This is a genomic window from Amycolatopsis nivea, from assembly GCF_004522235.1.
Taxonomy (GTDB): domain Bacteria; phylum Actinomycetota; class Actinomycetes; order Mycobacteriales; family Pseudonocardiaceae; genus Amycolatopsis; species Amycolatopsis nivea.
Window position 1 is genome coordinate 41,652 of sequence record NZ_SDLT01000040.1, and the last position, 18,175, is coordinate 59,826.

The 18,175-nt window shown below is 70.7% G+C and carries 18 protein-coding genes; 9 read left to right on the top strand and 9 right to left on the bottom strand.

What is annotated here, in order from left to right; all coding sequences use genetic code 11:
- The first annotated feature begins 4 nt into the window (after window positions 1-4).
- Window positions 5-709, top strand: a complete 705-nt coding sequence (locus tag EIZ44_RS35215; RefSeq protein ID WP_037809585.1) for a S1 family peptidase — start codon at window positions 5-7, stop codon at window positions 707-709.
- A gap of 55 nt (window positions 710-764) precedes the next feature.
- Here EIZ44_RS35215 and EIZ44_RS35220 read toward each other — a convergent pair whose 3' ends face one another.
- Together EIZ44_RS35220 and EIZ44_RS35225 are read right to left on the bottom strand one after the other, a co-directional pair.
- Window positions 765-2,207, bottom strand: coding sequence for a class I adenylate-forming enzyme family protein (locus EIZ44_RS35220; RefSeq protein ID WP_134733512.1), 1,443 nt, complete (start codon window positions 2,205-2,207; stop codon window positions 765-767).
- Window positions 2,208-2,256: 49 nt separating this feature from the next.
- A complete protein-coding gene (locus tag EIZ44_RS35225; protein ID WP_134733514.1) occupies window positions 2,257-3,231 on the bottom strand; it encodes a hypothetical protein in 975 nt (324 codons plus the stop codon).
- Between the two features lie 214 nt (window positions 3,232-3,445).
- Between EIZ44_RS35225 and EIZ44_RS35230 the strand changes: the two genes are divergently transcribed.
- From EIZ44_RS35230 to EIZ44_RS35255, 6 genes are all read left to right on the top strand, one after another.
- Window positions 3,446-3,787: a WXG100 family type VII secretion target gene (locus tag EIZ44_RS35230; protein WP_078870305.1), complete on the top strand. Its 342-nt coding sequence runs from the start codon at window positions 3,446-3,448 to the stop codon at window positions 3,785-3,787.
- A 16-nt stretch (window positions 3,788-3,803) separates the two neighbouring features.
- Complete coding sequence (locus tag EIZ44_RS35235; protein WP_037809581.1) at window positions 3,804-4,103, top strand: hypothetical protein; 300 nt, start codon at window positions 3,804-3,806, stop codon at window positions 4,101-4,103.
- A gap of 97 nt (window positions 4,104-4,200) precedes the next feature.
- Entirely contained in the window at window positions 4,201-4,584 is a 384-nt protein-coding gene (locus tag EIZ44_RS35240; RefSeq protein WP_037809579.1) for a hypothetical protein, read from the top strand.
- Window positions 4,581-5,903: a WXG100 family type VII secretion target gene (locus EIZ44_RS35245; RefSeq protein ID WP_134733515.1), complete on the top strand. Its 1,323-nt coding sequence runs from the start codon at window positions 4,581-4,583 to the stop codon at window positions 5,901-5,903. The genes EIZ44_RS35240 and EIZ44_RS35245 overlap by 4 nt, the downstream gene beginning before the upstream one ends.
- Entirely contained in the window at window positions 5,900-7,177 is a 1,278-nt protein-coding gene (locus EIZ44_RS35250) for an alpha/beta hydrolase (RefSeq protein WP_134733517.1), read from the top strand. Before EIZ44_RS35245 ends, EIZ44_RS35250 begins: the two co-directional genes overlap by 4 nt.
- Window positions 7,174-7,551 carry a hypothetical protein gene (locus EIZ44_RS35255; RefSeq protein WP_134733519.1) on the top strand — a complete coding sequence of 126 codons (378 nt, stop codon included), beginning with the start codon at window positions 7,174-7,176 and terminating at the stop codon, window positions 7,549-7,551. Before EIZ44_RS35250 ends, EIZ44_RS35255 begins: the two co-directional genes overlap by 4 nt.
- Before the next feature lie 16 nt (window positions 7,552-7,567).
- Here the strand turns inward: EIZ44_RS35255 and EIZ44_RS35260 are convergent, their stop codons facing one another.
- From EIZ44_RS35260 to nadA, 4 genes are all read right to left on the bottom strand, one after another.
- The gene (locus EIZ44_RS35260) at window positions 7,568-8,740 is read right to left on the bottom strand and encodes a S8 family serine peptidase (RefSeq protein ID WP_134733521.1); all 1,173 of its coding nucleotides are present in this window, start codon (window positions 8,738-8,740) and stop codon (window positions 7,568-7,570) included.
- 62 nt (window positions 8,741-8,802) lie between these two features.
- On the bottom strand, window positions 8,803-9,696 hold the full coding sequence (nadC, locus tag EIZ44_RS35265; protein WP_037809570.1) for a carboxylating nicotinate-nucleotide diphosphorylase: 894 nt from the start codon (window positions 9,694-9,696) through the stop codon (window positions 8,803-8,805).
- Window positions 9,693-11,342, bottom strand: a complete 1,650-nt coding sequence (locus EIZ44_RS35270) for an L-aspartate oxidase (RefSeq protein ID WP_134733523.1) — start codon at window positions 11,340-11,342, stop codon at window positions 9,693-9,695. The genes nadC and EIZ44_RS35270 overlap by 4 nt, the downstream gene beginning before the upstream one ends.
- Complete coding sequence (gene nadA / locus EIZ44_RS35275; RefSeq protein WP_116205755.1) at window positions 11,339-12,349, bottom strand: quinolinate synthase NadA; 1,011 nt, start codon at window positions 12,347-12,349, stop codon at window positions 11,339-11,341. The genes EIZ44_RS35270 and nadA overlap by 4 nt, the downstream gene beginning before the upstream one ends.
- A 134-nt stretch (window positions 12,350-12,483) precedes the next feature.
- On the opposite strand from nadA, the gene EIZ44_RS35280 reads away from it, so the two are divergent.
- Entirely contained in the window at window positions 12,484-13,137 is a 654-nt protein-coding gene (locus tag EIZ44_RS35280) for an NUDIX hydrolase (RefSeq protein ID WP_240015912.1), read from the top strand.
- Window positions 13,138-13,180: 43 nt separating this feature from the next.
- Window positions 13,181-13,897 (top strand): LON peptidase substrate-binding domain-containing protein, encoded by a 717-nt coding sequence (locus EIZ44_RS35285; protein ID WP_134665743.1) that lies wholly within the window; start codon window positions 13,181-13,183, stop codon window positions 13,895-13,897.
- Between the two features lie 524 nt (window positions 13,898-14,421).
- Here EIZ44_RS35285 and EIZ44_RS35290 read toward each other — a convergent pair.
- The 3 genes from EIZ44_RS35290 to EIZ44_RS35300 all read right to left on the bottom strand — a co-directional run bounded on the left by EIZ44_RS35290 (window position 14,422) and on the right by EIZ44_RS35300 (window position 18,174).
- Window positions 14,422-15,036 carry a DUF2567 domain-containing protein gene (locus EIZ44_RS35290; RefSeq protein ID WP_134665739.1) on the bottom strand — a complete coding sequence of 205 codons (615 nt, stop codon included), beginning with the start codon at window positions 15,034-15,036 and terminating at the stop codon, window positions 14,422-14,424.
- 152 nt (window positions 15,037-15,188) lie between these two features.
- A complete protein-coding gene (gene bioD, locus EIZ44_RS35295; protein WP_134733525.1) occupies window positions 15,189-15,914 on the bottom strand; it encodes a dethiobiotin synthase in 726 nt (241 codons plus the stop codon).
- A gap of 85 nt (window positions 15,915-15,999) precedes the next feature.
- Entirely contained in the window at window positions 16,000-18,174 is a 2,175-nt protein-coding gene (locus EIZ44_RS35300) for a SulP family inorganic anion transporter (protein ID WP_199817409.1), read from the bottom strand.
- Window position 18,175 lies beyond the last annotated feature (1 nt).

Here is an 18,175-nt window from a genome sequence, read left to right on the forward strand (position 1 = left end):
TTCCATGCGTTACGCGAAAGCGGCGGCCGTGGTCGCCGGGGCTGCGATGGCGTTCGGGGTCGGGGCGGTCGTCCCGGCGAGTGCCGACACGCACATCATCGGCGGCGACACCGTGAAGTCGGCCCCGTGGGGCGCCCAGGTGTTCTGGGACGACGTCACCGACTACGGCGGCTTCGAATGCTCCGGCACGATCATCGCCTCGCAGTGGGTGCTCACCGCGCAGCACTGCCTGAACAAGGGCGGCATGCACGTCAAGGTCGGCGACGTCGCGCTGGGCCAGGGCACCGAAGCCGCGGTCGACGAGCAGAAGGCCTCGCCCAACGGCGACATCGCACTGCTGCACCTGAAGTCCGCTGTGGACACCACGTTCATGAAGCTGGCCGACAAGGACCCGGAAAACGGTGCCACCAACCAGATTTACGGCTGGGGCCGCACCAAGGACCAGAGCCCGCCCTCGGACACGCTCAAGACCGCGGACGTCCAGGTGACCGGCGAGAGCACGGACGCCTTCAACGGCAAGGCGATCGCGAGCAAGGGCGTCACCGGCTCCTCGTGGCACGGCGACTCCGGCGGCCCGCAGCTGGCCGACGGCGTCCAGGTCGGCGTCTGCTCCACCGGCGAGAACTCCGGCAGCGACGAACACGGCACCCAGAACTACGCCAGCGTCGCCAACAGCCGCGACTGGATCAAGCAGACCGCGGGCGTCTGATCCGCGCGTTCCGGCCTGCCGCCCCCGTGCGCGGCAGGCCGGAACCCCGCGGCGATCACCGGGCGAGGGCGCGCAGCGCGGCCTTGTCCGGTTTTCCCGACTCCGCGACCGGAACCTCGTCCAGCACCGTGAACGAAGCCGGAACCGCGGCCTCCCCCAATTCCGCGGCCACCGCCGCCCGCAATTCCTCCGGATCCGGAGTGCGCCCCGGCGCGGCGACGACGAACGCGTGCGCCGCTTCCCCGGTCCGTTCGTCCGGAACCGCGACGACATATGCCTGATCCACGGCGGAATGCGCGGCGAGCGCCCGCTCGATCGGACCGGTGTAATGGATCACCGCGTTCACGATCACCACATCCCGGGCGCGACCGGTCAAATACAGAAAACCGTTCTCGTCGAGCCGCCCGATGTCCTGCGTGCGGACCCAGCCGTCGGCCAGCACCGTCCCGCTCAGCGAAGGATCGCGCCAGTAGCCCGCGAAAGCCCTTGCAGTACGGGCGAAAACCTCCCCCGTCTCCCCAGCGGGAACCGCACGGCCCGAAGCATCCCGCACCTCCAGCGAAACCCCTTCGACCGGCAATCCGACCGAAGCTATCGCCTCCGGATGCGCAGCCACGTCCGCCGTGTCCAGCACCGTCAGTTTCCCGGTCTCGGTCTGCCCGTATCCTTGCCGCAACGCCGGTCCGATTCGCTTGAATCCCTCAGCCAGCAATCCGGGTTCCACTGGAGACCCGGCGACGGTCAGCATTCGCAGCCCGGAAAGATCGATTTCCTCCTCCCGCAGCACATCCAGCATCCGATACAACCGGGGAACCGTCACCAGCGCCGCCGTGATGTCCAACCGCGGCAGAATCCAGGGAAAGTCTGGCAACCCCTCCGGAATCACCGCGGTACCGCCCGCGAGCAAACAAGCCTGCAAATGCAGCACCATCACCGCGCTGCTCAAAGTCCCGAACAGCAGAAACCGCCGGTAGTCCGCCGCCGAATCCCCGGCCCGCTGCTCCAGCCCGAACTCCCCCAACGCGTCGAACCGGTACGCGACCCCCTTGGGCACCCCCGTGCTCCCGCTGGTGAACACCACCCAGCCAACGTCCGACGGTTTCCCGCACGGCACCGGTTCCTCATACGCGGCAAGGAGTTCCGGCCCGATCGGAAGCGTCCGGACCCCCGCCAGCTCCGGCAGTTCGGCGTCGGTCACCACCGCGGCCACCCCGTCCAGCACCGCGTCGAGATGCGCCGCGGGCAACCCAGCCCGCACCCCCATCGCCCGAGCCCCCAGCGTCTGCACCGCGATCTGGGCGGCCCAGCCCTCCGGCGTCACCCCGGTCGCGAGCCCGACGCCGTCTCCCGGCCGGATCCCGGCCGCCCGCAGCCCCGCGGTGAACCGGCCGATCAGGTCGAGCACCTCGCCCCGGCGCACCCGCCGGTCCCCGTGCTCGAACGCGATCGCGTCCGGCGCGCGCCGCAGCGAATCCAGCAGGTCTTGAGGAAATGCCATCACACCGTCCTCCCGTCGGGCCAACCCGCCAAGGCGTACCGGAGAGATCTCAGAATCCCCTCAGCGCATGCCGCTCATCGGGAACACCCGCGCGAGACCGGACCGACAGCAAGCCGCCGAGCGCCACCACGGCGACCAACCCAAATGCCGCCGACAGTGTCCAAAAGTCCGGCCGCACAATCGACTGCCCGCGCATCGCCTGCCACGCCGTAATCGCGATGACCCCCGCGTACCCGACCGCCCCGGTCCACACCAGCCGACGCCGCACCAGTTCGTGCGACAACACCGGATACCGCCGGGACAACGCGACCAACGCCAAAGCGAGCAGGGGCAACGCCTGAATCGCGTGGATCCCCACGAAATGCGGGATCCGCAGGTCCCCGCCGGCCGTGCTCCAGCCCAGCAGCGGCAGCCCCGGCCCGCCGTCCTCGAGACCGATCGTGTGCCCGCCGATCATCGCCGGTTTCCCACCGCCGTCCAGCACCCGCTGCTGCGCCGGGCTGGCCGAGAACATCAGGAGCGCCAACCCCATTCCGCCCGCCGCGAGCGCGGTTCCCCACCGCAGCGCGGACGTCAGCGCGCGGTCCGGCAGCTTTTGGAACAGCAGCAGCACGACCACCGCCGCCGTCGCGCCCCACGCGGTGAACGCGCCGGTGGCCAGGATGTTGCCGATCGTGACGTCGGCCGGCGTCGCGTGGTTGAAGTGCAGCGGCCGGTCCTGGAACAGTACCTGCCACACCAGCAGCGCCATGTCCGTGCCCATGCCGACCGCGAACGCCGTGCCCATCCACCAGCCGGCCCGGCGGCCGCGCTTCACCAGCGAAAGCAGCCATGCCAGCGTCGGCGCGTACAACGCCACCGAAACCGCGAATTTGAACGGTTTCGCCCACAGCGGCGCGTTGACGAGCGTGCGATCATCCAGGAGCAGCCCGAACCCGCACGCGACCAGCAGCACCGCCATCGCCCCGGCCAGCACGCCGAGCGGGCGGTGCAGCCGGAACAGCCGTGATCCCCAGGAAGTCATGGGGGTCAGCCTGGTCGCGCGCGGGGCCGCGAGCACTGGCGTCGTCCCCCGTCTTGCCGGTAGGGAGCACCCCACCTGTGGGTAATAGTGCCGTCAAAGCGACCGGCAGTTGTGCCGTTTGACCACACCCGCTCTTTTTCTAGCGTGACATTCACACCGCGCGGCCCGCCGCGCACCGGGATTTTCCACGAGAGGGAAGGAGGTGGCCCGTCAGATGTCCAGTCCGGGATTCCAGGCAGATTCCGCTGCCATGACGCGCGCCGTCCAGGGCTTCGAGGAAACCGCTTCGAACGCTAAGACGACCATGGCCAGCTTGGAGTCCGAGCTGACCGAGACGCTGCGGAACTACAAGGGCGACCAGGCGGTCGCCTTCTGGGACCTGCAGCGCAGGCTTCAGGAGAAGATGGGCGCCGCCGTCCGGGAGCTCGACACCATGTCGCAGCTCGTGCACACCAGCCACGCGAACTACAACTCGGGCGACTCCGACGTGCACCAGAGCTTCCAGAGCGTCAGCCACACCGTCGAGGGCAACGTGATCCCTCGCCTCAACCCCTGAGAGAGGACAAGACACCATGGCTGACGTCGTAGAAATCAGCTTCGGGGCCCTGCAGCACAGCTCCGCGTCGCTCGCCGCCAAGGCGAAGGCGCTGACCTCCCAGCTGGAGCAGCTGCACCAGAACCTGCAGCCAATCACCCAGACCTGGTACGCCTCGGGCAGCTCCGCCGGTGAAGCGGCGCGCGCGTCCGAGACCCGGCTCCGCCAGGCGACCGCCGACATCGTCGCGATCATCGCGCAGTTCGGCACCAAGGTCGGCGACGCCCACGATCTCCAGCACCAGCTGGAGAACCGCAACCAGGGCCTGTTCGCCTGATCCGGCCCCGACGCCGGCCGTCCGGGGCGGGACCACCCCCCGCCCGCTCCGGACGGCCGGCTTTCCCGCGTCCTGCCGCACGAGAGGTCACCGGCCGATGCCCGACCAGTCGTACTACGTCCACCTGGAATCGCTGACGGACTTCGTCCGGGAGCTGGAAACCCAGATCCACGCGATGTCCCGGCCGAACGACTTCCTGCGCACCCTCGGGGAGCATCCGCTGCTGTTCGGGGAGTTCGGGGAAGCCGCTTCGCTCGCCGACGCCCACCGCGCCGCGGTCGCCGAGATGCAGGGCCTGCTCGAGCAGGTCCGCGGGGCGATCACGTTCGCGCAGGACGTCACCACCACCGTCGCCGACGGATACGCCCAGGCCGACCAGTCAGTCGCGGGCGATCTGCACCAATCGGGTCAGCAGACCGGTCTGCTCGACCCGCTTTTTTCGTTGCTGGGCCTTGATTCTTCAGGGGGTAAGAACACATGAGCGGGCCTCGCACCAACTTCGCCGGCTACACCCACCAGCAGCTCTACGCGATGCTGCAGGCGGGCGACCCGACCACCGCGCGCGCCGCGGCCGAACAGTGGAGTTCGGCCTCGCGCGGGCTGTACGACCAGGCCGAGAACCTGTCGGACCAGCTCACCGACTTCTCCAGCTCGTGGACCGGCGGCGCGGCCGACCAGTACCGGACCATGATGACCGACCTGGTCGGCGGCATCCGCAAGGTCGCGGTCACCGCGCAGAGCATGCGCGACATGCTGGAGGACGCCGCGGACGCGCTGGTCAAGGCGAAGGCCGAGATGCCGCCGCCGGTCGCGGTGCCGGACGTCTCCCCCGCCGACGTCGCGCTCGCGGTCAACCCGCCGCTGCTTCCGGCGGACACCCCGCCGGCCACGATCGTCGCCGCGACGCAGCAGCGGCAGCAGGCGATCGCCAACGTCGAAGCGCAGCAACAGGCCGCCAACGCCGCCGGCTCCGCGCACGCGAAGGCGATCGTCGTCATGAACAACCTCGCGACGAACTACGACACCGCCGAGGACTCGATCCCGGTCTCGCCGAACGCGGCCGCCCCGCCGCCCAAGCCGGTCCCCGGCGGCGGCGCTTCGACCGGCGGTACCGGCGCGATCGGCAACACCCCGGACGGCGGCACCGCGGTCGGCGCGCCGGTCGACTCGCACCCGCTGCCCACCGACGGCACGCAGGTTCCGGGCTCTTCGCTGCCCGGGCACCCGGCGCAGAATCCGGGCAGCCCGCTGTTCGGCGACATGTTCACCGCCGGTCTCGCGGCCGCTTCCGCGGCGGCGTTCGGCCGGTTCGGGTCGATCATGCCGAAGGTTCCGCCGTGGGCCTCGGGCAAGGACAAAGACAAGGACGGCAAGGACAAGGAGCAGGACGCGCCTCCGGGCACGAAGCTCGGCGGCGGGGCCGGTCCCGCGGGCGGTAGCGGCGGCGGGATCCCGGTCGGCGGCGGGGAAGCCCCGTCGATCGACGGCGGCGGCATTCCGTCCGGCGGCGGTCTGAGCGGCGCCGGGGAAGCTCCGGCCGCGCACTCCGGGCTCGCCGGGAACGCGCAGTCGAACGTCCTCAGCGGACTCGCGGGCGGTGCCGCCGGGGCAGCGGGCGCGGCGGCCAAGAGCGCCATGCCGATGATGCCCATGATGCCGATGGGCGGCATGGGAGCGGGCGGTGACCTGGGCTCCGGCCGCCGGATCCCGGCGTGGCTCGTCGAAACCGAGAACGTGTGGGGCCAGCAGGCTCCGGTCGCGCCCTCGGTCATCGGCGAAGAGCCGGCCGACCAGCCGTGACCGACGGCTACCGGGTGGCACCGGCGAAACTCGCCAGTGCGGCGTCCGAATTGGACACTCGCGCCGGCGCGCTCCGGACCGTGCAGCAGGCCGTGGCGGGCGAACGAATCCCCGCCACGGCCTTCGGCCAAGTGTCCGCGTCGTCCGGATGTGCCGCCGGGCTCGCGAAAACGCTCAACGCACTCGCGGCGGACGTCGACCAGCGCGTCGTCCGCGCCCAGGTCCTTCGCGACGGCCTCACGGCTTCGTCCGCGGGCTACCGGCGCGCCGACGAGCAGGTGGCGGCGATGTACCGTTCGCTGCTGCCCGAAGACCCGGTGCCGGCAGCCGGGAAATCGGCCGCGAGCGGCGGCTGGGCCGGGACCATCGCGGCCAACCGGATGAAGGTGTCCGACGCGCTCGCCGCCGAACGGACCCGGCTGGCCGGACTGTCCGATCCGGACGCCATCGCCCGCTCGAAGCGGCGGATAGCGTTGTACCAAAGCATTATCGACGACCACCGGCAGATCCTGCGGTTCGATCCGTCCGGCAACGGCCGGATCGTCGAACTGGTCGGCACGATCCAGCCGGGCACGCGCAACGTCGGGCTGTTCGTGCCCGGCGTGCACACCCGGATGGACACCTTCCAGTCCTACGCCGACCTCGGCCGCAGCCTCGTCGCCGCCGACCCGAGCGGCCGGACCGCGATGGTCGTCTGGGCCGACGGCGTGTTCCCGCAGAACGTGACCACCGAGGGCGCCGAAGCCAGTTACGCACAGACAATGGCCCCGAATCTCAAGGCGTTCGGCGACGAACTGCGCGGCCAGGTCGACTCCCAGACCGGCGGCGCGGCCACGATCACCGCGATCGGCCACAGCTACGGCGGCGCCACCGTCGGGCTCGCTGAGCAGCAAGGCTTGCCAGTGGACCGGGTGCTGCACGTAGAGTCGGCGGGCATGGGACACGGCGTATGGAGCCCAGCAGACCTGCCGCCGAGCCAAGCCGGCGTGCAGCGGTACTCGATGACCGCCCCGCTGGACCCGATCATCCTCGCCCAGGGCAACGCCGGGGCACTGGAATGGACCGGCATCGGCCACGGCGCCGACCCGGACACCTTCCCTGGCGTCACAGAGCTGACCACCGGCCGCGACGCCGCCGGAAACGTGCAGTGGGGCCTGTCCTCGCACAGCGGCGTGCTCAAACCGGGTTCGGATTCGTGGGAGAACATCTACGGCGTGCTGACCGGCGGTCACGTCACTGAAGCGCCCGTGCCGGTTCCGGCGGTGCTGCCGTGATCACGCGCGAGTTGAAGGATCTGGCTGCTGAGCTGACGAACGTCATCGACAGCGTCGCCGCCGCGTTCGGCTCGCGCGCACTGCCCACAGTGGACGGTGAGCTGGACTGCGATCCCGCGCAGCCGGGGCATTTGGTGTGCTGGCAATACGGGGTTCGGTTGGAGGACAGCCCCGCCGCTCTGCGAGTGCTGACCGAAGCGGTGCGGCCGACGCTGGAAAAGGCGGGCTGGGAATCCTACGACCGCAGCACCTATCGGGAAGTGATCGCACGGTTTTCCCGGGACGGCGCGGATTTCAGTGTGCACATCGCCCGCGACGGACGCGGGGTGGCGATCATCGGCTCGACGCGTCTGGTGACTGTCGATCCCGAATAGAATCGCGATCGGCCGCTCACGAGGCCCGAAACCGCGACGGCCGCCACCCACGCCGCCGCCCCCGCCGGAACGCCGCCACACCAATCCCCGCCCCAGCAGCCACCACAACCCCACCCACCGCGACAACTCCAGCCGCCACATCAGACCTCGGCCGAACCTGCGCCGCAGCCGGAACCACCGCAGGCAACTCAGACCGCACCGCAGCCGCACTCGGACCCGGCGCGTTAGCAGGCAAGGTGGAAGACACCGCAGCGTAAGCGTCGAGCATTCCCCAGCCTCGGCGCGGATCATGCGCCCCGGACGGCGGACGGGAAGCAGTGAGCATCAACCGGTTCACCACTTCCTCGCCTTTCAGCTCCGGATGCGCCGAACGAACCAACGCCGCCACCCCGGCGACATACGCCGCGGCGAGGCTCGGGTCGGTGATCGGCCAGCGATGCGCGACCGCGCCCCCGCCCCCGGCCGACGTGCTCACCAAATTCGCGCCAGGCGCGGCGATTCCGAGGTAATCCCCGGCTTCGGACTGCACCGGCGCGCCGGATTCGTCCGTCGAACCGACCGCGAGGACGCCCTTCGAAGCGGTCGGATAAGTATGCGCCCCTTGCTGAGTCGCCGCCGCGGCCGAAATCACCACGGCCCCGCGCGACTTCGCGTGGTCGAGCGCCGCACCGAGCGCCGGGCTGTCCGAACCCGCCGGGACCGCCACGAGAATCACTCCCGCGCCGCGGTCGACCGCCGTGTCGATCGCGCCCGCCAGCGCGACTGGATCGCCGCCGCCGTCCGACGATGAACCGTTGCTTTCGGTGTAGCGCAAGGGAAGCAGCTTCACCCCCGGTGCGACACCGGTGAAAGTGGTCTCGTTCGCCGGCTGCGCACCGACGATGCCCGCGGCGATCGTGCCCCGGCCGTCGCAATCGGAATCCGCGGTGCCGGCACCGCCGAGCACCTGTCCGGGCCCGAATTGCGCGTTCTGCTTGTCGACCCCGGTGCCGATCACCGCGACAGTCTGACCCTCGCCTCTGGTCAGCGCCCACAGCCGCGGCGGGTTGACCAGGCGCTGCCCCCAGGACACCGCCCCGGTATACGGACCGGACGGATTCGCGCACGAAGCCGCTCCGGCCGAGGCAGCCGTGACGGGCAGGCCGAGCGCCACGAGCGCGGCCACCGCTCCGGCGGCAATTCCCCGCACCGCGGCCCCCTCCCCTTGTCGGACAAGGAGATTCTAGTGGAGAGCGGGCCGCGGCGACAGGGTTACCGCAGGTCCATCCCGAGGTCGAGAGCCGGCGAGGAATGCGTGAGCCCGCCGACGGACAGGTAGTCCACTCCGGACTCGGCGTACGGTCGCGCACGGTCGAGCGTCAGCCCTCCGGACGACTCCAGCCGCGTCTTCGGCGACACTTCATTCCGCCGCGCGACCGCCTTCACACAGTCCTCCGGCGTGAAGTTGTCGAGCAGCACCTCGTCCGCCTCGGCGGCCAGCGCCTCGTCCAGCTGGGCCAGATCGTCCACCTCGACCTCGCACGCCAGCTGCGGCGCGAGTTCCCGGGCCGCCGCCAGCGCCGCGGTGACCGAACCGGCCGCGACCACGTGGTTGTCCTTGATCAGCACCGCGTCGCCGAGACCCATCCGGTGGTTCACGCCGCCGCCGCAGCGCACCGCGTACTTCTGCAGCAGCCGCAAACCCGGGATCGTCTTGCGCGAATCCCTTACCGCAGCACCGGTTCCCTCGATCGCGGACACCCACGCCGCGGTCGCCGTCGCCACTCCGGACAGCAGGCACAACAGGTTCAGCGCCGTGCGCTCCGCGGTCAGCAGCCCGCGCACCGGACCGCGCAGCACGAGCACCGGCTCCCCCGCGACGGCGGGCGAACCGTCCTCGCGGATCGAGACCACCTCGTAGTCGGAGCCGAGCACCTCGTCGAAAACCGCCAGCGCCACCGGAATCCCGGCCACGACCCCGGCGACGCGCGGCGTCAGTTCGGCCACCGCGCGGGCGTCCGCCGGGACCGTGGACGCCGTCGTCGCGTCCGGCCCGTACCGCAAATCCTCTTCCAGCGCGGTGGTCACGACCCGCCGGACGTCGGCGACGTCCAGCCCGTCCACCACCAATGCCCGCACGACTGCTTCCGAGAATTCCCCGCTCATGCCACCCCTTCCAACGACGCCGCCTCGACCAGCACCGGCTGTCCCGACGGGCTCAGCCGGATCAGCTGGCTCCGCCGCAACCCTTCGACCCGCTCCGGGAAGTCCGTCCGCACGTGACATCCCCGCGATTCCGTCCGCCGCTCCGCCGCCGCGAGCAACGCCTGTGCCGCCACGGTGAGCGCCGCGTCCTCCACTGCGGAATGCGTCCACAGCGGACTGTCCTTTGTCGACAAGTCGAGCGCCGAGCCCGCCGCGGCGAGGCCGTCCGCGTCCCGGCCGATCGCCGCGTACCGGCTCATCACCCGTTGCAGCACATCGCGTTCCGCCGCCGGTGCGGTGGTCCGTTCCGGGATCCGGCCGCGCGAAGGATCCGGCAGCAATCCAGCGGCCAGATCCGCAGCCACCGCCTCCGCGGCTCGCTGCCCGACGACCAGCCCTTCGAGAAGGCTGTTGGACGCCAAGCGGTTCGCCCCGTGCAGCCCGGTGCGAGCCACCTCGCCCGCCGCGTACAGCCCGCGCACCGTCGATCGTCCGTCCACAGTGGCCACCACGCCGCCGCACGCGAAGTGCGCCGCGGGGGTCACCGGAATCGCGTCCACCGCCGGGTCGATTCCCAGCACCGCGCACGCCGCGTGCACCGTCGGGAACCGCTTCGCGAACCCGGGAATGCCGGTGGCGTCAAGGAAAACGTGATCGTCGATGCCGCCGGGAGCCAACGCCTGCCGCCGGGTGATCGCCGCCGCCACGACGTCGCGCGGAGCCAGATCGCCGAGCGGATGCACTCCGGCCATCACCGACGCACCCGCGCCGTCCACGAGCGTCGCACCCTCGCCGCGCACCGCCTCAGTGACGAGCGGACACCGCCCGCGCGCGCCCGGCGTGTACAGCACCGTCGGGTGGAACTGCACGAACTCGATGTCGGCCGCCGCCGCACCGGCGCGCAATGCGAGCGCCAGCCCGTCGCCCGTCGCGATTTCGGGATTGGAGGTCGCCTGGTACAGCTGCCCGTACCCGCCGCTGGCCAGCACGACTGCGGACGCGCGCACCACCCCGGGCACGCCGTTGCGGTCGAGCACCGTCACCCCGGCCACCTCGCCCGCGGACGTGCGCAGCGCGTCGACCGCGATGTGGTGCTCCAGCACCGGAATCCGCCGTTCGCCGGCCTGCGCGACGAGCGCGCGCTCGACCTCCGCACCGGTCGCGTCGCCGCCCGCGTGGATGACCCGGAACGCGCTGTGCCCGCCCTCGCGAGCCCGCGCCAGTGCACCCGCGCTGTGGTCGAACACCGCGCCGTTCTGCCGCAACTCCGTGACCGCCGCCGGACCGCCGCCGACGATCGACCGCACCGCGTCCTCGTCGCAGAGCCCGGCTCCGGCGGTGAGCGTGTCCGCCGTGTGCTTCTCGACCGTGTCGCCCTCGTCGCGCTCGCCGTCCAGCACCACGGCCACGCCGCCCTGCGCCCACCGGGTGTTGCCGTCGGCGACCGCCGCCTTGGTCACGACCAGCACATGCAGCCCGAGTTCGCGGGCCCGCAGCGCCGCCGACAACCCGGCCACGCCGCTGCCGATCACGACCACATCGGCCCGGGCCTCCCACCGCGGATTTGGTGAGGTTTTCGCCTCATCGGCGTTAACTAGGCCGCTCATTCCCCACCGCCAGGCTGCCCGATTTCGATCATCCGCTGCACCGAGGCGCGGGCCCGCGAGGCCGTCTCCGGGTCGACGTGGACCTCGTCCGCGCCCTCGGTGAGGCTCCGCAGCAGCGCGGCCGGGGTGATCATCTTCATGTACCGGCACGACGCCCGGTCGTTCACCGCGCGGAAGTCGATCTCCGGCGCGGCCTTGCGCAGCTGGTGGATCATGCCGATCTCGGTGGCCACGAGCACCGAGGTCGCCTTGGTGTCGCGGGCCGCGTGCACCATGTCGCCGGTGGACAGGATCTTGACCCGTTCCGGGGCCACCGCACCCTCTCCGGCCAGGTAAAGCGCCGAGGTCGCGCAGCCGCATTCGGGGTGGATGAACAGGTCGGCGTCCGGGTTCTCCTCGGCGCGCGCGGCCAGCTCGGCCCCGTTGATGCCGGCGTGCACGTGGCATTCCCCAGCCCAGATGTGCATGTTCTCGCGCCCGGTCACGCGCTTGACGTGCGCGCCGAGGAACTGGTCCGGCAGGAAGAGAACTTCCTGGTCAGCCGGGATGGAAGCGACCACGTCGACCGCGTTCGACGACGTGCAGCAGATGTCCGTCTCGGCCTTGACCTCGGCCGTCGTGTTCACGTACGACACGACCACCGCGCCCGGGTGCTCGGCCTTCCATTCGCGCAGCTGAGCGCCGGTGATGGAGTCGGCGAGCGAGCAGCCTGCCCGCGCGTCCGGGATCAGCACCGTCTTCTCCGGGGCCAGGATCTTCGCGGTCTCGGCCATGAAGTGCACGCCGCAGAAGACGATCGTGGACGCGTCGCTGCTGGCCGCGATGCGGCTGAGCGCCAGAGAGTCGCCGGTGAAGTCCGCGATGTCCTGGATCTCCGGGACCTGGTAGTTGTGCGCGAGCAGCACCGCGTCGCGCTTGCGGGCGAGCTCCCGCACGCGGGCGGCCCAGTCGGCGTCCGCCTCGACCCCGCCGTAAGGGGTCAGATCCTGGTCAAGCGTGGTGGTCATGTGTTCGGCCCTCTCGAGAATCGCCGGCCTCGGAACCGGATCGACCCCGGTTCCTCCCCAACCCAGTTTTCGCCTTATAATCGAAAACCGTGCGAAGCCATCTTAACACCCGAGCCCCCCTCGCCCACGAGGTTCTGGCGGCAGTCCTTCAAGTGCGCTCGGACACACTGCGCGTGCTTCTGTGGCGCCGAGCGCTCGATCCGCACCTGGGCCGCTGGTCGCTCCCCGGCGGCCGATTGCGCCCCGACGAGGACGTCGAAACCTCCATCCGGCGGCAGCTCGCGGAGAAGGTGGACGTCCGCCAGCTGAAGCACGTCGAGCAGCTCGCCGTGTTCAGCGCCCCCGACCGCGTCCCCGGCCCCCGCGTCGTAGCCACCGCGTTTCTCGGGCTGGTCCCCTCCGACGTCGACCCGGCCGTCCCCGAAGACACCGAGTGGCACGACGTGAACGCCCTGCCCCGCACCGCCTTCGACCACGAGGCGATCGTCCTGCGCGCCCGCGACCGCCTGCGGTCGAAACTGAGCTACACCAACCTCGGTTTCGCGCTGGCCCCAGAGGAATTCACCATCTCCGCGCTACGGGGTCTGTACTCCGCCGCACTCGGCTACAAAGTGTCCGCGACGAACCTGCAACGCGTGCTCCAACGGCGTGGCTTGCTGGTCCCCACGGGCCACACCGCGGCCCCCGGCCGGACCGGCGGACGACCTGCGGCGCTGTTCTCCTTTGCCGCGAAAGACATGCACATCACCGACCCTTTCGCGGTCCTGAAGCCCCCGCCGCGACGGTAAACACGAACTGCGGCGGGGCTCCGCAGCCCGTACCGTGGACGCCGTGACCGAGTCTGAGCAGTGCCCCAGCGGAACGGCGACCCTGCCGTTGTTCCCGCTGCAGACCGTGCTGCTCCCCGGGACGCACCTGCCGCTGCACATCTTCGAACCGCGCTACCGGCAGCTCACCGCGGACCTCGTCACGGGCAACGTCCCGGAACACGAGTTCGGCGTGGTCGCCCTGCGCGCCCCGCTCGTCCGCGAGGTCAGTGGTTTGGACCACGTGTACAGCGTGGGCTGCAGCACGATCCTCCGCGAAGCGAAACGCCTCCCCGACGGCCGCTACGACGTAGTCACCCGCGCAGCCCGCCGCTTCCGCCTGCGCGAACTGCACCGAGCGTCCGCGCCGTACCTGATGGCCGTGGTCGACTGGCTCCCCGACGACCCAGTACCCGCCACCGCGGAGTCAACGGCCCGCCAACTGGCCGACGTAGCGAGAGGCGCCCACCAGCGATACTGCGAAGCCGCCTGGCACGCAGACGACTGGCGCCCACCCCACGACGACGCCGACCTGGGCGAACTCGCCTACCAACTAGCCGCCGACTGCCTCCTCCCGCTGGAAGACCGGCAGCTGCTGCTGGAGGAAACGCACCCGCTGCGCCGCCTGCGCATCGCCTGCCGCCTGCTAACCCGAGAAGCCGGTTTCCTGGAAACCCTGGGCGCAGTGCCCCTGCCGCCGACCGAACTGGCGACCTTCACCAAACCCGCAGACCTGAACTAGCTCTCCCCCGGGGTTGCGCCTGCCGTGAGGGCCACCCTCATTGCCCCTGATTCCCCCAGGGTTCCCCTCACGCCCTCCCGCGCGCCGTGAAGGACCCCTTCACGTACCTAGATTCCCTCAAGGAGCCCTTCACAGCCCGCCCCACCCGCCGCCGCAATGCGCCCGAATGCCGCATTGGGTGCGTCCCACGCACCCAATGCGGCATTCGGTGCGTCACATGCACCCAATGCGGCATTCGGTGCGTCACATGCACCCAATGCCACATTGGGGCGCTAAAACCGCCACCGCGAACCCCACCGCAACCCACCACCTAAGTCGCGCACCCACCGCAGCCGACGCACCCAACGAAGAAAGGCACCCACACCCCCCACAACCCCGATACGAAGCCAAAAACACGGGCGGCGGGTGCTTGTCAAGGCATCTTTCCCGCCTTGACAAGCACCCGCCGCCCGTAGTCACAATCAGGCTGAGGGGTGGTGGGCCCACCTAGAAGCGCAATGTCGCCGCCAGGCGACGAGCCAAACTCACCCCAGCCGCCGCCCAAGATCCTCCCGCCCATTCCACGCCGTCATCAACGCATAAACCAAACACGTCACCAACGGCGCGGCCAGCACCACCCACCCAGTCTCCAGCCGAGGCGCCTGCTCGATCACCGCCCCCAACGCAGGCGGCGCATCCACCGAATACTTCGAATTGGCGAACGCAGGCCCCATCTGCGTCCCCAGCCAAGCCGCGACCAATGCCCCGCCAGCAGCAGCCACCAAAACAACGGGCCCCCGCCGCTCGCGCAGGAACCACACCACCAGCCCGATCAACAACCCAGCAGCCATCGCCAAAAACCCGAACACAGCCAGATCGTCGAACCGATGCCAGCTCTCCAGCTCCAGGGGCGCCAGCTGACCGTTGGTCCCGATCACCCGCACCTTCTCCGCCGGAGCCAGCAGCGACCACAACCACCCCAGCGGAATCCCCAGCAACGCAGCAGTCGAGAGAACGCTCACCGCGGGAAGCAGATCAGCCTTCACCACCACCCGCGGCCGCTGCGGCGGAAACAACACCGGCACCGACCACCCCTCGGCCACCGCCGAAGACCGGTGTGCCGAAGACCGATGCGCCGCCTTGCCCGCGGAATCGACCACCCGAGGCTCCCTTCCCTGCGCGTGTGCGGAACTGAGGGTAACCGGTTGCCTCGCGTCCGATCGCCGCGACTCGGGCCTGATTGCCCCGAGTCCGCGAAGAAATCGCCTTCACCCGGCCCGCGAGCCGATGAGATCGCTCAATCCGCGCGGCGCTAGTTCTGGGCGGAAGCAGCAGCCGTGAACGCCTCGGGATCGAACTCCCCGCCGAACCACGGCGACAACCCCTGCCGAGCCTGCTCGGCGAAGGTCTCCCGATCCGCCGCGCCCAGCCCAGCCGGAAGAACCCCCAGCAAGGGCGCCCCGCCGGCGACCGGCAGATCCCGAAGATTCTCCAAGGCCGCCAGATCCGGATCCGCCGGCCAGGACCCGATGATGACGCCCACGACGTTCAGCCCACGCCGGGTAGCCACCTCGGCGGTCAACGCAGTCGTGTTGAGCGTCCCCAGCCCGGCTTGCGCGACGAGAACCACCGGCGCCCCCAGTGACCACGCGACATCCGCCAGCGTGCTCCCCTGCGAGTCGAACCGGACCAGCAGCCCGCCCGCGCCCTCGACCAGGGTCAGGTCGTGCGCCGCGTCCAGGTCGCTGGCCGCCGCGGCGATCTCCCCGGGGCCCACAGTCGGGAGCCCGGAGCGCCGGGAAGCGGCTTCCGGCGACAACGGATCCGGATACCGCCGCAGCTCCCGGATCGTCAGGTCCTTGCCTGCCAGCCGCACCACCTCGGCGAGGTCTCCCGCCTCGCCGGGGAGCACGCCGGTCTGCGCGGGTTTCAGCACCGCGACGCGTTGTCCCTGCGCGAGGGCCAGCGCCGCGATCGCCGCGGTGGCGACCGTTTTGCCGACGTCGGTCCCGGTTCCGGTCATCACGAGCGTCGTCACGAGCCATCAAGATATTGCCGTGCTCCCCGATGTCAACACTCGGGGCTCCCTCGCGCGCACCCGGGGGCACGCGCGAGGGCCCGGGTCAGCCGGCCGGGGCCGCCGCGGGCGCTCCCGCGGCCACGAACTCGCCCTTCGCCGGATCGGCCAGGTACACCTGCGCCTCGCCCACGTCGAAGTACAGCCCGGTCAGCGCCAGCTCGCCGCGCGCTTCGGCCTCGGCCACCAGCGGGTACTGCCGCAGATGCGTCAGCTGCTGCAGGACGTTGTGCAACGCCAGCCGGTCCGGTTCGCGCTCCGGCCGTTCCCCGTCGAGGGTCACCGCGCCCGCCCGCTTCCGGCTCGGTTCGGCGTGCACCAGCCAGGACGCGAGCGCCGTGTCCGCGGGCGGACCGCTGGCCAGCGCACCCATCGCACCGCACGAGGAGTGCCCGCACACCACGATTTCCCGCACTCCCAGCACCCCGACCGCGAATTCGATCGCCGCATTGGTCGACGGGTCCGCCTGCCCGGGCGGCACCAGGTTGCCGATGTTGCGGATGGTGAACAGGTCGCCCGGACCGGACGTGGTGATCAGGTTCGGCACGATCCGCGAATCACCGCACGTGATGAACAGCGTGTGCGGCTCTTGCGCGTGCGCGAGCCCGCTGAGGACGTCCTTGAGCAGCGGCGCGGCCCGGCGCTGGAACTCGGTCGCACCCCGGTGCGTCCGCTGCCCGGGAACCCGCACGTCCGCGGCCTGCCAAGCCGACCACGGCGCCAGCCACCTCGGCATCGCACCGGCCGCCGCGGTGCGCCGGAGCGTCGGACGCCCTTCTTTGCCCTTCGCGAACCACGGATGCCCGATCTCGTCGACGACCACCGTGCCGCCGGTCCGTTCGTGCGCCTGCTGCCAGGCGGAAAGGCTCTCGAACGCCGCGTGGTCGAGGTAATCGGCGACCAGCTCCAGCGTCACCTTCGAGCCCGCCGGGATCGTGCCGAGCACCTTCGTCAGCCGCGGCACGGACAGGAACGTCAGCACGCCTTCGACAATCACGCGCCATTCGCCGCCGTGGTGTTCGGCGTGCACGCCCGACCACACGGTCCGGCGCAGCATCAGCAGGACCGCCAGCACGATCCCGGCGAGCACGCCGGTCAGCAGGTCGAACACGACCACCCCGGCGACGGTCACCAGGTAGAGCGGCAGATCGCCGTGGCGCAGCACCTGCCGCAGATGACCGGGGTTCACCAGCTTCGCACCGACGTGCACGAGCAGCCCGGCCAACGCGGCCAGCGGAATGGACTTCAGCACCCCGGCGAGCGCGACCACGAACACCAGCACCCACACGCCGTGCAGGATCGCCGACGCCCGCGTGCGCGCCCCGGCCGCGACGTTGGTGGAACTGCGCACGATCACGCCGGTGACCGGCAGGCCGCCGAGCGAGCCGGACACCATGTTCGCCGCGCCCTGACCGATCAGCTCGCGGTTCAGGTTGGCGCGCGGACCGTTCTGCAGTTTGTCGACCGCGACCGCCGACAGCAGGCTTTCGACGCTGGCGATCAGCGCGATCGTGATCACCGCGACCGCGACCTGGCCCCATCCGCCGTCCGGCAGTTGCGGCGCGAAGCGGATCTGCAGCAGGTCGCCGGACAGTTCGACGCGCGGCAGCGTCATCCCGGCGACCAGGGACACCGCCGTCGCGACCGCGATGGCCGCGAGCGGTCCGGGGATTTTCCTTACCGCAGCGGGAAGTTTGGGCCAGGCCAGCAGGATGGCGAGGGTCAGGATGCCGATCAGGGCGGCGGCGTCGTGGTGCGCGGCGATCTGCGCGGGCAGCTGGGCGATGTTCTCCAGCGCCGAACTCTGCGCCTTCCCGCCGAACAGCACGTGCAGTTGGCCGAGCACGATCGTGATGCCGATCCCGGCGAGCATCCCGTGCACGATCGCCGGCGAGATCGCCAGCGCCGCCCGCGCTACCCGGCTCAGGCCGAACAGGATCTGCAGCGCCCCGGCGAGGACGGTGATCAGGCAGGTGACCGCCCAGCCGAAGGTCGAGATCGTCTCGGCCATCAGCACGGTCAGCCCGGCGGCGGGCCCGCTGACCTGCAGCGGAGAGCCGCCGAGGGCGCCGGCGACCACGCCGCCCACCACGGCGGCGATGAGCCCGGCGACGATCGGCGCGCCGGACGCGAGGGCGATCCCGAGCGAAAGCGGGACCGCGACGAGGAAAACCACGAGCGAGGCGGGCACGTCGTGGCGAAGCACGGCAAGTCGTCTCATG